At 47.8% G+C, this 12,236-nt stretch carries 12 protein-coding genes; 5 read left to right on the forward strand and 7 right to left on the reverse strand.

Annotation, left to right across the window (positions count from 1 at the left end; translation table 11 throughout):
- The first annotated feature begins 119 nt into the window (after positions 1–119).
- Positions 120–2,333 carry a DNA helicase RecQ gene (gene recQ / locus PSE6802_RS0104190; RefSeq protein ID WP_019498814.1) on the forward strand — a complete coding sequence of 738 codons (2,214 nt, stop codon included), beginning with the start codon at positions 120–122 and terminating at the stop codon, positions 2,331–2,333.
- A 50-nt stretch (positions 2,334–2,383) separates the two neighbouring features.
- Here the strand turns inward: recQ and PSE6802_RS0104195 are convergent, their stop codons facing one another.
- The 3 genes from PSE6802_RS0104195 to PSE6802_RS0104205 form a co-directional block, all read right to left on the reverse strand.
- A complete protein-coding gene (locus PSE6802_RS0104195; RefSeq protein ID WP_156815402.1) occupies positions 2,384–2,947 on the reverse strand; it encodes an OmpA family protein in 564 nt (187 codons plus the stop codon).
- 75 nt (positions 2,948–3,022) lie between these two features.
- Complete coding sequence (ruvA, locus tag PSE6802_RS0104200; RefSeq protein ID WP_019498816.1) at positions 3,023–3,655, reverse strand: Holliday junction branch migration protein RuvA; 633 nt, start codon at positions 3,653–3,655, stop codon at positions 3,023–3,025.
- Positions 3,656–3,659: 4 nt separating this feature from the next.
- Positions 3,660–4,640, reverse strand: coding sequence for a coiled-coil domain-containing protein (locus PSE6802_RS0104205; RefSeq protein WP_019498817.1), 981 nt, complete (start codon positions 4,638–4,640; stop codon positions 3,660–3,662).
- Positions 4,641–4,942: 302 nt separating this feature from the next.
- On the opposite strand from PSE6802_RS0104205, the gene PSE6802_RS0104215 reads away from it, so the two are divergent.
- Entirely contained in the window at positions 4,943–5,869 is a 927-nt protein-coding gene (locus tag PSE6802_RS0104215; RefSeq protein WP_019498819.1) for an NAD(+) kinase, read from the forward strand.
- 26 nt (positions 5,870–5,895) lie between these two features.
- On the opposite strand, the gene PSE6802_RS0104220 is transcribed toward PSE6802_RS0104215, so the two are convergent.
- Positions 5,896–6,528, reverse strand: coding sequence for a hypothetical protein (locus PSE6802_RS0104220; protein WP_225902640.1), 633 nt, complete (start codon positions 6,526–6,528; stop codon positions 5,896–5,898).
- Positions 6,529–6,784: 256 nt separating this feature from the next.
- On the opposite strand from PSE6802_RS0104220, the gene PSE6802_RS0104225 reads away from it, so the two are divergent.
- A complete protein-coding gene (locus PSE6802_RS0104225) occupies positions 6,785–7,300 on the forward strand; it encodes a DUF3574 domain-containing protein (RefSeq protein WP_019498821.1) in 516 nt (171 codons plus the stop codon).
- On the opposite strand, the gene PSE6802_RS0104230 is transcribed toward PSE6802_RS0104225, so the two are convergent.
- Positions 7,297–8,139: a Uma2 family endonuclease gene (locus PSE6802_RS0104230; RefSeq protein WP_019498822.1), complete on the reverse strand. Its 843-nt coding sequence runs from the start codon at positions 8,137–8,139 to the stop codon at positions 7,297–7,299. The two genes, PSE6802_RS0104225 and PSE6802_RS0104230, sit on opposite strands and share 4 nt — an antisense overlap.
- Before the next feature lie 175 nt (positions 8,140–8,314).
- Between PSE6802_RS0104230 and PSE6802_RS35725 the strand changes: the two genes are divergently transcribed.
- Both PSE6802_RS35725 and PSE6802_RS0104235 read left to right on the forward strand, forming a co-directional pair.
- Positions 8,315–8,398: a hypothetical protein gene (locus PSE6802_RS35725; protein WP_412973431.1), complete on the forward strand. Its 84-nt coding sequence runs from the start codon at positions 8,315–8,317 to the stop codon at positions 8,396–8,398.
- Complete coding sequence (locus tag PSE6802_RS0104235; RefSeq protein WP_019498823.1) at positions 8,395–9,654, forward strand: ABC transporter substrate-binding protein; 1,260 nt, start codon at positions 8,395–8,397, stop codon at positions 9,652–9,654. The genes PSE6802_RS35725 and PSE6802_RS0104235 overlap by 4 nt, the downstream gene beginning before the upstream one ends.
- On the opposite strand, the gene PSE6802_RS0104240 is transcribed toward PSE6802_RS0104235, so the two are convergent.
- Together PSE6802_RS0104240 and PSE6802_RS0104245 are read right to left on the reverse strand one after the other, a co-directional pair.
- A complete protein-coding gene (locus PSE6802_RS0104240; protein WP_019498824.1) occupies positions 9,655–10,233 on the reverse strand; it encodes a TIGR04376 family protein in 579 nt (192 codons plus the stop codon). It lies immediately after the preceding gene.
- On the reverse strand, positions 10,234–11,328 hold the full coding sequence (locus tag PSE6802_RS0104245) for a hypothetical protein (RefSeq protein WP_019498825.1): 1,095 nt from the start codon (positions 11,326–11,328) through the stop codon (positions 10,234–10,236). It abuts the gene before it with no gap.
- Between the last annotated feature and the right edge of the window lie 908 nt (positions 11,329–12,236).

Below are 12,236 nucleotides of genomic sequence, written 5' to 3' on the forward strand. Positions count from 1 at the left end.
GAATCATCCCAATTCCTCAAAGTTGGGCTATGCATAAATCTCTTTAGGGGCGAATGGCATTCGCCTTTACAATTGGTATGCTATTAACCTGCATTCCCGTACAAGAGTAAAGAGAACTAATGTCAGGCGCGCCTCCCAATTTACTGACGGCACTGAAACAATACTTTGGGTACGATAGTTTCCGCCCTGGGCAACAGGAGATTATTACGGCGCTGCTAGAGCGACAGGACGTGCTGGCAATCATGCCAACTGGAGGCGGTAAGTCAATGTGCTTTCAGCTACCTGCGGTGGTACAGCCGGGCATTACCCTGGTTGTCTCACCCCTGGTTGCCTTGATGCAAGATCAAGTATCCGCGCTCAGGAATAATGGGATTCCCGCTACTTTCCTGAATAGCACGCTCGCCAGAGATGAGAAATGGGAGCGATCGCAGGCGATTCTCAACCGTGAAATCCGACTGGTTTATGTGGCTCCTGAAAGCCTCTTTACGGATAAATTCCTGACTTTTCTCGATCGCATCGCCTCAGAAGTTGGGATCGCAGCCTTTGCCATTGACGAAGCCCATTGCGTCTCAGAATGGGGGCACGATTTTCGTCCTGAATATCGGCAACTCGGTCAACTGCGCCAACGTTATCCCAACGTACCTGCGATCGCCCTGACTGCCACTGCCACTGCGCGCGTGCAGCAGGATATCCTCACACAATTACAACTGCGCGATCCTTTAGTACATGTTTCTAGCTTCGATCGCCAGAATCTCTATTATGAAGTGCTTCCTAAAAAAGGCGATCGACAGTCCTACGAAATGCTTTTATCGCAGATCCAGCGCATAAATGGGGCGGGTATTGTCTACTGTCTCAGTCGCAAACGAGTAGAAGAAGTTGCGCGCAAGCTCCAAATGGATGGCATTACCGCCTTACCTTACCATGCGGGGATGGAGAGCGGCGATCGCGCCGAAAATCAAACGCGCTGGATCCGCGACGACGTGCGCGTAATGGTTGCTACGATTGCGTTTGGCATGGGCATTAACAAGCCGGATGTCAGATTTGTCATCCACTACGACCTACCGCGCAATATTGAAGGATACTACCAAGAATCAGGCAGAGCGGGGAGGGATGGCGATCCCGCCAAATGTACTCTATTTTTTGGCTTGCAGGATATCGAAATTATCAAGTTTTTGATCGAGCAGAAAGTCGATCCGCAGACAAACGATCCGCTGGAGCAGGAACAGCGGATTGCATATCAGCAACTCAATCAGACGATTGACTATGCCGAGGGCACAGAATGTCGGCGCAGTATTCTATTGCGCTACTTTGGGGAGAGTTTTGCTGGTAATTGCGGGCAGTGCGACAACTGTCGCTCGCCGAAGCCCATGGAAGATTGGACGGTAGAAGCGCAGAAATTTCTCTCCTGTGTCGTCCGCGTCAAGGAGCGCTTTGGCATGGCGTATATTATCGATATATTGCGGGGTTCTCGCAAGGAGAAAATTATCCAGAACGGGCACGATTTGCTTTCTACCTATGGCATTGGCAAGGATCGCAGTGTAGATGAATGGAGGACTTTGGGGCGATCGCTGTTGCATCAGGGTCTACTAGACCAAACCACCGATGGCTATCCCATTCTCAAACTCAATGCTAAAAGCTGGGAAGTACTGCGCCAGCAGCGCCCTGTAACCATCGCGATCGCCAGGCGCACTACACCTGAGAAATCCGATGGAATAGAAACAGCAGAAGCGACCATAGATACAATCCTATATGAAAAGCTGCGAAAACTGCGCAAGCGCTTGGCAGAGGAGCAGTCCGTTCCACCATATGCTGTCTTTCACGATGGGACATTGCGCCTGATGGCACAGCACCAACCAACTAGCCTGGAAGCATTTGGTAAATTATCGGGCATCGGCGATCGCAAGCGATCGCAGTATGGCGAAACCGTCATCCAACTAATTCAGGCACATCAGCAGGACTATCCTTTCCATCCACCCCAACCAACATTTTCGCGATCGCCTAGATCTTCGGCTAGTTCGCTTTCCGAAACCGCCTTAGAGAGTCTTACCCTATTTCAACAAGGCTTGGATATAGGGCAAATCGCTCAAAGACGCGGGCTAAAGCCGCCCACAATTTGGACGCATCTTACTGAAGCCGTGCGCTTAAATCTAATATCCGCATCATCAGAAATTGAGAGAATTATCCCGCAGTCATCTCAGAATGAGATTATTGTAGCGATCGAAACTGTCGGTACAGAATCGCTGCGCAATATCTTCGACCATCTCAAGGGCAAATACACCTACGACCAAATTCGCATGACATTGGTATTGTGGGGGCGATCGCAAACCACATAATTAAGTAGCGGGTTTGTGGCTCGTCCGCGATCGCTTATAGATCTTGTTCGTTATTCGCTAATCACAATTTCAATCCGCCGATTGCTTTTGCGATTGGTATCGGTATCATTCGTCGCGATCGGACGGCTATTCCCATACCCCACAGCGATCCAGTTGTAGGTATTCTCACCCCGTAGCTTTATCAGGTAATCTTTAACTGCTACAGCTCGTTGGTAGGAAATATCAAGCGGGTTGCTAGCAGTCGTTGCTCCTGTATTCTCACCTGAAACAGAAATGTCGGTGTGTCCCCCAATGCGTATGCTTTTACCTGTTGATAGGGGTAATTGGGCGGCTATCCGATCCAAGAGCTTGTAACCATCAGGCAGAATAGTTGCTCGATCTGGCTCAAATAAGGCATCAGCGGACAGTGTAAATACTTGTTTTTTAGGGCTGAGTGTCGTTGGATCGGGTTGCCAGATCAGTCCGGGTTGCCACATGGCACCAATGACTCCAACTATAGCTGCCGCACCCATGCCAATACCTAGAACTAAAAGACGAAAAATAAACGTCAGAAATGGACGTTCTGGGTTAGCCGACCTGTTTTTGGGGGTGAGTGAGGGGGATGTTTCTGTCACAATAAGTACTCCCAAATTGCTAGTTCCTCATCAGACCTAGTGTAACTGATGATGGCAAATTGCCAAAATTCTGCTTTAACTCTTACTGAGCCAGGTAATTGCGGCTTTTAGCCACGCTTCAATATCCTGACTTTGCGACAATGCGGGGGATGCCGCCAGGTGACGCAATGCTTCGCCAATCTCTGTGGGCGTATATCCTAACGCCAGCAGAGTCATCTCCACATCTTCTTGCACGACCGATGCAACAGGGATCGTTACCCCCACCTGCTGCCGCCAATCTGCTAGTTTTGTTTTAAGTTCTAAAGCCAGCCTTTCTGCTGTTTTATTCCCAACACCAGGTGTAAGACTGAGGATGCGGCTATTACCCGTGACGATCGCTTTCACCAGATCCTGCAAACCAAGTGTATTCAGCAGTGCCATTGCCATTTGTGCCCCCACACCTGTCACGCCAATTAGCTGGCGGAATAAATCCCGTTCGGCGACACTGATGAAGCCATACAGAACCGTTTGGTCTTCGCGCACTTGCATGTGGGTAAATAACTTTACTGCATTACCCTCGGGCGGCATTTGCTTGGCAGCGCTCGCAGTAATAACTAAATCGTACCCAACATCTCTGACATCTAGCGTCAGAATGTAGCAAGGTGATGTTTTACGCGATGAATCTTGAGCTTTCAACGTTGCGATCGCACCACGCAGATATCCAATCATCGACTCATCGACATTGTAGAGGTGGAAACTTGGGTAGTTTCACCGCTGAGAAAGAGTTAGTTGCTCGATGTCGGCTGCGATCGATTAAAGGAGCTGGACCTGCCTGCTTGGTAGCTTTGCTAAGTACTTGCATAAAATGAGGCGTAGTTACCTGAGGCAAGATCAGGTGATTGGCATAGTCACTAATTTGATTTTGATTGGGAATCGGTTGGCTGAAAGTTCGATCTGCGGGAACTTCAATAGCGGGTGCTTCTAGGGACGGTAATGACGGCTCTGTAGTATCGCTAGTTCGAGATTCCAGCGGTAAATTCAGCTTGTTGGCAAGCTGCTCTACTGGTGAAATTGATATTTCTGGTAGTTCGGATATATCAATTTCATCTTCATCAATTTCATCAATACGGGAGAAATGCTTACCAGTTGAGGTAAGCACTGCATCTGGCGTTTCTGCGGATAAATTTACCTCGATCTCATTCGATAAAGATGATACCCATGTATCAGTGATATTTTGCGATAAACTTACCACATCCTCAAGATTGCCAAGATCGTCGTACGTAGATTTGCGCGCGGTCTCGGACGCTGAAGCTTCGGATGACATTACCAGATCGTCCCTTTCTTCTCCATCCAAAAACCGTTCGAGCAATGCTTTAAGCTGAGATACTTGCTTCTGTTCGCGTTTGAGGTGCGTGCGCAGGAACTCGCATCTAGCCGTAGATTGCTCCAACTGCTCGCTCTTGTCAGCCAGATCGCTTTCTAGCTGAGCAATCCGATCTTGAAAACATTTTGCCCGATCGTTCTGTTCCTGTATCGCACTTTCCGATCGCACTAGTTCTTCCTGCGCTTGCTTTAGCAACAGATAAGCTTCCGCGCGCTTACGATCGCAATTGTGAAGCCGCTGTTGCAAGTCCTCTGTTTCATGTTCTGCCTGCTCTGTCTGGTGAGGCGTTGGAACAACCTCTGGGGAATTACCAATTTCAGCCTGACTCATGGCGCGTTCTTAGGTTCAAAACAACTCTTAATAGCTGCAGACTTACGAGTTTACAGGTTAATTAGGTTAATACACAATGCTTAGAGGCGCAACCCCTAAGTAATGGTTCTAGCTCTGCAACCTATTCTGCAACTCGTATCTATAGCTATGTTTGCAAATCCTAACTTAGAAATTACTATTTTTTGTTATCAGCTTATACAAAACAGCGAATTCTTACAATTCGACACAAAATCTAATAGCAATAACTCATATTTATATAAGTTAAGTAAAGCAACCTTTGCAAAGAAATTAAGGAATTTCAAGTGAAACTAAGCAAAGCAATTATTGCCTATAAATCTGGAAGTCCAACCAGTCGCAGTTGGGCGGAAAAGTGCGCCCTGGAACTGGAAAATTTGGGCTGTAAGGTATTGATGGGGCCGAGTGGGGCAACTGATAATCCCTACCCGGTATTTCTGGAGTCCATGCAAGACATAGATCTAGCTTTGGTACTGGGTGGTGATGGCTCGACGCTGGGAGCAGCAAGGTATCTGGCGGAGCGATCGGTGCCGATTTTAGCAATAAATACGGGCGGTCATCTTGGTTTTTTAACCCAATCCGCGGAGGAGTGTGCTGACACAGAAGCCATCTGGGAGAGGCTGCGTACCGATCGCTTTGCCATTGAAAAAAGGATGATGTTACAAGCACACACGATCACAGTCGATCCGAGCTATGGTACACCTGTCGGCCACAACTGCGGGCCTTTTCTTTGCCTCAATGAAATGTGTGTCAAACCGGGGTCTCCCGATCGCATGGTTACCGCAGCCTTAGAGCTAGATATTGATGGTGAAATCGTCGATCAGTATCACGGCGATGGGTTGATCGTTGCTACACCTACTGGTTCTACCTCCTATACCGTGGCTGCTAGCGGGCCAATCTTGCATCCAGGTATGGACGCGATCGCCATCACGCCAATTTGCCCTTTAAGTCTTTCCAGCCGAGCGATTGTTCTGCCACCGCGTCTACTGGTGAGTATTTGGCCGCTAGATAATAACGACCTCAGCCTCAAACTATGGACAGATGGCGTACTAGCCACTTCGGTCTTACCTGGACAGCGTGTAGATATTCGGATGGCAGATTGTCAGGCTCAGTTCGTTATCCTGCGAGATAACTATTCCTATTACCAGGCTTTACGCGAAAAGCTATTGTGGACGGGGGCGCGGGTTCGCTATCAAAATAAACACCGCAGTTAGCGCTCTGTACGAACTATCTGTACGTACTAATAGTTAGCTTTTAATGTTTGCAAACTAGCTGCACAAAGGGGAGATAGCTTCTCAGCTTCTTTGGCTAAAAAGGTGCAGGTAAACACGAACTTTTTGCTGTCCTTGCCCGTAAAAAAGTAGAGTATCTGTCGCACTTGCTTGCCGAGTTGTTCTGATTCCGTCGCGATCGCCACGCCAGTCATACCCGAGTTAGTCTTAAACTCTGACTGATTAATGCGCTGGAACCCCTTGAACGCCCTGGCGATCGATTTGAGTTCGATCTCGATATATTCACTTAAGCTGCCCGCATAGGTATCATCAATTAGCGTCAAGCTGGCAACTGGCATTTCTGTGGCATCAGAGACAAAAGCAGAGGACAAGCCTGGTATATCTTTCTTAACCCAGTCCTTGGGCGGTTGTAAAGATAAGCCAGTTTTAGCATAGGTATGGGCTTGCCCCAGAGGTATTTCCTCGTTAGTTTGCAGGTTAATTGGTGGTATGGATGTTGAGGGTTTATTAGTGGTTTCAGCCTGAGAAGTATTAACAGGGGAAGAATTGCACCCAGATAGTAGCGATGTTGCAAATGCTAGATATATAAATAGTGCAAATAACTTTAGGGTCGAGTTAGCAGATTTCATCATTTTTGCCAAACCATTCTCCTTGACACTATAGCAACCTAAATCGCAAAAGAAGCCATATATAGCGGTTTTCAGATGAAAACGAGAAGGGGGGTTGGGGGCGTTGCCCCCAAGAAGGGGAGGCAGGGCGGTCTTGGGGGTTCCCCGCTAGAGCCACTGCCGTGTTCCACCCCTTCACCCCGTTCGATCTGTCGTGTTTACTGTTCAAATTGGTATAACTTTCACAAATCATTTTGGATTACTAATGTGTATAATCGGAGTCGAAAATATGCACGATAAATCTGCCCCAACTTTCCCCAGGAATCTTATCCTTGCAGGATTATTGACTTTTGGGGCATCATTCTTTTACCCCTTTATCAATTCGCAGGGAGCAGCCCTTGCGCAGCGATCGCTGCTAGAGCCAGCTCCCACAAATGAGGCAAATAGCGATCGCACATGTCAAAGCATCCCATCTGCCAGCCCGTTTATCAGAACGGAGTTATTTTTTGGTTCGCTCAAGCCCAATGGTTCTGAAGTAAACGATCTGGAATTCCAGAAATTCATCAACAATGAAGTTACACCGCGCTTCCCAGATGGATTAACGATTCTATTCGGTCTAGGACAATTCAAGAACTCGCGAGGAACGATCGTCAAAGAGAATTCTCGACTGCTGGTATTACTCTATCCGATAGATCGCCAGGATGATAGCAGTCAAAAAATCGAACAAATTCGCAAGATTTACAAATGCAAATTCCAGCAGGAATCAGTACTGCGCTCCGACAATCGCTCCTGCGTCTCATTTTAGAGAAGGCGATCGGGATCTTCACCCAAGGCCCGCAGTCTTGCCGCAAGGCGCTCTGCACGTTGTTGTTCGGCATCTGCACGCTGTTGTTCGGCATCTGCACGCTGTTGTTCGGCATCTGCGCGTTGCTGTGCCATACCTTGCCCCTCTGCACCCGTGGGAATAATCTGGCCATCGCGATCGCACCAGCGCAGCCATAACCTTGTCACTTCCTCTTCAAACTGCCCTTCCCATAGCGTCAGTCCCAGACCAATTCTCTCTAACTGGATGCATTGTCCCACTGTAGCAATGCCTTGAGGTGGAGTGAGTTCTGTATAGCCAATGGGAGAGATCTTCCACACGCGCAGCAGCGCTCCATTCATCTCATGTTTGCCTTGAATCTGTTGTAACGGATCGAACACAACATAGTAAGGTACGCCAATTTGAGCGTAGATATCCTTCTTACAAGCGGTTTTACCTCTCTGCTGCGATTCCCTACTCAAAGTCAACTCATCACCCTTGGCATTAGAGGCAATTTCAATGCATACTTCTGGAACCTTACCAAACTCCCATAAAAAATAAGAACGATTGCGTCGCTGAGACAGGTCTTCAGGGCGCTGCACGTTCAAGCTCAGAAGTACGTCTGGAACAATTGGCTCTCCCTTGAGCTTATAGAATAAACCTACATTGGCATCGGCAATAAATGGCAGCGGTAATGCCTTAGAACTGTAAAGCGGCTCGACCAGCAACCGTTGCTGCTGTGCCGATTGGAAATTATCCACCGGGGTATCGTCCTCAATCACAAGATGGCTAATGTCAAGCTCAGCGATCGTTTCTTCAGTGTCAAGAAGCTGGGAAGTCATAGGCTGCGCCAGAACAACGGATCGATATTATTATAGCTATACCCTTTGTATTGCAATAGCTCGTATTCCGAAATTACGGATGCATGGGGAGCGTGAGATCTTAAGCTCAGTATAATAAGAACATGTTTTTGAACTGTTTCGTGTGGCTAAGGATCGCTTTCACCAAATTGTTAAAGTGAATTTGATTCACAACGGGCGGACTATTAGCCATGACCCGTTACAGATAAAAGTCGGTGGGGTCGAGATCGAAAAATTATGACAAGAATACTAGCGCTTTTACTAAGCTTAAGCTTAGTTTTAGTCAGTTGTGGCAGCACTCCCAATGATGGCAAAACCCACATTACCCTATGGCAGGGTATTAACCCGCCGACTAATCGCGAGGTACTCCAGAAATTAGTCGATCGCTTTAATCGCAGTCAGAACGAAGTCTTTGTGGAATCTATCTACGCCGGACAAAGCGACCAGCAAATTCCCAAGATTCTCTCCGCTGTAGTTGGTAATGCTGCCCCCGACTTACTTTGGTACACTCCTACACTCACAGGACGATTGGTGGAGTTGGATGCGATTCGTCCCCTGGACGATCTGTTGGCGAAATCTCCCCTGCGCGATCGCATCGATCCGGCAATGTTATCGACAATGCAATGGCGCAATCGCATCTGGTCAGTGCCTTTTGCTACCAATAATATCGGTATTTTCTATCGCCCCAGTTTATTTAAGGCAGCAGGCATTGAGAAATTACCTCAAAACTGGACGGAACTGCGTCAGGTAGCTCGGAAACTCACGTTAGATCGAGATGGAGATGGACGTATCGACCAACGGGGCATATTTCTACCGCTGGGCAAAGGTGAGTTTACAGTATTCATCTGGACTCCATTCCTTTGGAGTGCGGGAGGAGATCTTTTCAAAGGCGATCGGCCACAATTAGCAACGCCAGAAGCCCAGACCGCTTTGCAGTTATGGCAGGATCTAGTTCGCGATAACTCCGCCATGCTCTCCCAACCGGAGAGAGGTTATGAAGAGGATAATTTTGTCTCAGGCAAAGTAGCAATGCAAATTAGTGGTTCTTGGGCGTTACGGTTTATGAGTCAGAAGAAAATCGACTTCGATGTCATGCCGATTCCCCAGGATCGCTATCCTGCTACCACTATGGGGGGTGAAAATTTATTTCTATTGAAAAGCACGCCCGAACGAGAAGCCGCTGCTTGGAAATTCGCTGAATTTGTAATTGGAGAAGAGTTTCAAACAGAATGGGCGAGACAAACTGGATATTTGCCCATTAACTTAGATGCACAACGCAGTTCGGCGTATGCTGCCTACGTATCTCAGCAACCAGCAGTTGAGGTATTCCTTAACCAAATGCGATCGGCTAAATCTCGCCCACTGTCGCCTGAATATCCGCGCATTTCTGAGAGTATTGGTCGAGCGATCGAGGCAACTTTATTACAAAAGAGAAGCCCTGCTGAAGCTCTAGCAGAAGCTCAGCGCAATTTGGATCTAGCTCTGGGCAAGCCCTAATTATTTGCCCATCTTGCGCTTTAACCGTTCTAGCTCTTCGTCCATTTCCCAACGGCGAAACTGCTGTTCTAAGGGATCGTCTGTTCCCTGCGATGGGGTATGAAGATTTTCCCAGTTAAAAGAAGTACTGGCTCGCTCGCTCGCTTGAGATTGGGACTTAGTTTTAGCAGCTTCGGCGATCTTGGTACGAACTTCCTGCATCCTTGACTGGATCTGGCTTTGTAGATCGGCAGTTTGGCTAATGCGCTGCTTGATCAGCTCCATTTGTGCCCACACCTGGTTGCCTTGCTTTAATAATGCCGCTTCCCGTTCTTTGGCAGCACTGGCTAAGTCCTGGCGATTGGCATCGCTAGCTTTCTTGGCGCGTTCGTGCCAGATCCTGATATCGTCAGCGATCGCTAAAATCCGATCCTGTAACTGTTTTTCCTGCGTGCGAAAACTAGCAATTAGTTTTGCCACTTCTGACTCTTGCTGGGTCAGTTTTTCTTCTAAGATCTGCAACTCAATTTGAGGATTATTGCGAATATATTCCTCTAGCCGAGTCTCAAGAAAGCGTGAAATATCATCAAGGAGTCCCATTTAGAACTTTTGCCCCACAAATACAGACCTGGTTTCATTACCGCGTTTCAAAATTGCCTCCTGTTGCGTAATGCGGCTGAGCACCCACCCGCTGCCAGCAACTTGACTCCCCACCCGTACAGACTGTACGGAACCATTAATATCAAACATAGCAGAAGACTGCTCGCCCACATCAAGTATACCTATCAGGGTATTGGAGGGGGCGATCGCTACCGGAGAGGGAGCAGGCAGTGCGATCGCAGGTGCGGGACTGGCAATGGCAGGGGCAGGACCAGGAGCAGGAGCGATCGCGGTGGGAGTGGTGGTGGGCGGAAGTCCCACAGGAGCAGCCGGAGTAGGTGGCTGATAGACGGGAACGTAGATGGGTTGAACCCCATTACCTATTTGCTGGCCGTTATTAGTTAGAGGGGGCAACAAGGGCAAGTTGGAGAGATTTAACCCAGGCTGTGTGGGATTAGCTGCAACGCTTTTCTCTTTTTCTTTATTGGAGATCGCAATAAATGATTGTCTAACTTCTTCCGCAAATTGAGCGGTGTCAGGTTCTGGTTGTGTTGGTGGGGCTACCGCTACTGGTTTTTGGGTGCTAGAGCTAGCCAAGCCATACCTGAACGTCCACAGGCCAGCAACAAAAATGACCGACGTGCAAGCAGCGATCGTCAGCCCCCTCTCAAGTAAAAAGCGGTTTGGGCGGTGCTGCGGCTCTGCTTGTAAAGGCTTTTGAGGTGGAGAGAAGTACTCTGCTTCACTAATAGCCTGCCGATTTAATTGCTCCAACCAAAGCACATCCTCTGAAGAGAGCGGAGGTACTGTTAGGGCAGGTAAATCGAGCTTAGCAATGCTAACTGTATCGGATGGAAGTAACTGAGGAGTTTTGGTATCGCCAGTTATGCCATTTGTATTGTTGGTGCTTGGATTTGCGGTCGCAGGCTTCCTGAGCTTAGTGGATACAAGCACTCCTTTGGCGGTGTTTTCAACGCTCAAAATATGCTCTACTTCCCCAAATAAAGCATCCATGAGACCATCGGCATGATCCTCATAGGCATCTATATCTTCGGTGATATATAACTCTTCTGGAATATCGATATCTGTTAGCATGTCAAAAACTCACTCGTCAAACCACATTGAGAACCAGCGATCGTATATAGCTTTCAGCGGTAGGCTTTCAGCGGTCAGCTTTTAAAAAGCTTTGCTGCCAGCACTTTATAGCGTTTTTCAATTGAGAACAGGTTTTATTGACGGGGTGAAGGGGTTCCACCCCTTCTTGGGGGCGTTGCCCCCAAACCCCCTTCTCGTTTTCATCTGAAAACCGCTATAGTACGGCTCTATTGGCAATCTGCTATATAAAGACTAAGGCCTTGGCAGGGTAGGATATCACAATTTGTTGATTAAGAACAGGTGGTAGGCCAAAAGTTTTATTTTACGAAAGATAGGCGATCGCGCCTCACCGCCCAACTGGTAATACCAATTCCCTAAAAAAGCTCTCCTGTAAACCTTGCAACTAGAAGTTGCGGCTACATACACAAAGTCTGTTTGCGCGGACTCCAATTTTTGGCAATACTCGATTTGGTAGGAAATAGCAGCAAACTTTCGCTGGCTGCAGGGCTAATTGCTCCGGCAATAATACAGCCTGCATTTTTTAGGTAGTGACCCTTGAAACAACCGTATCTCCTGTAATATCTCAGGTTGCCGGAGCAATAATACCAATTTGAATAGTAATCACAACAGATCGCAAATTTTTGTGAAGAAGCATTGATTTTCATTCAACCAGAGATCGAGGTCGTTTTGCTATAGCGTTTTTTAATCTCTGAGGGTTAAATTCCCCGTTGCTTGCAGCGTGATATAATTTGCTCGGTTTTACAGCCCGCCGATTGAGAGTAAAAGTCAGGCTTTGTCGGGACCTCCAAAGTTCGGGAAGTGTTTTCAAGGTTTATGTCTTGGATCAATTTGTACCCAGGGACTCTGGGGAATAGAAAATGCCTGTAGAGCCGTTCTGTCGGGGAGTG

This window comes from Pseudanabaena sp. PCC 6802 (genome assembly GCF_000332175.1).
Lineage (GTDB): Bacteria > Cyanobacteriota > Cyanobacteriia > Pseudanabaenales > Pseudanabaenaceae > PCC-6802.

Bases quoted from the DNA above. Each gene is read 5' to 3' on its own strand.
- recQ (WP_019498814.1), top strand. From the start codon at position 120: ATGTCAGGCGCGCCTCCCAATTTACTGACGGCACTGAAACAATACTTT.
- ruvA (WP_019498816.1), bottom strand. From the start codon at position 3,655: ATGATTGGATATCTGCGTGGTGCGATCGCAACGTTGAAAGCTCAAGAT.
- PSE6802_RS0104205 (WP_019498817.1), bottom strand. From the start codon at position 4,640: ATGAGTCAGGCTGAAATTGGTAATTCCCCAGAGGTTGTTCCAACGCCT.
- PSE6802_RS0104225 (WP_019498821.1), top strand. From the start codon at position 6,785: ATGCACGATAAATCTGCCCCAACTTTCCCCAGGAATCTTATCCTTGCA.
- PSE6802_RS0104230 (WP_019498822.1), bottom strand. From the start codon at position 8,139: ATGACTTCCCAGCTTCTTGACACTGAAGAAACGATCGCTGAGCTTGAC.
- PSE6802_RS0104235 (WP_019498823.1), top strand. From the start codon at position 8,395: ATGACAAGAATACTAGCGCTTTTACTAAGCTTAAGCTTAGTTTTAGTC.
- PSE6802_RS0104240 (WP_019498824.1), bottom strand. From the start codon at position 10,233: ATGGGACTCCTTGATGATATTTCACGCTTTCTTGAGACTCGGCTAGAG.
- PSE6802_RS0104245 (WP_019498825.1), bottom strand. From the start codon at position 11,328: ATGCTAACAGATATCGATATTCCAGAAGAGTTATATATCACCGAAGAT.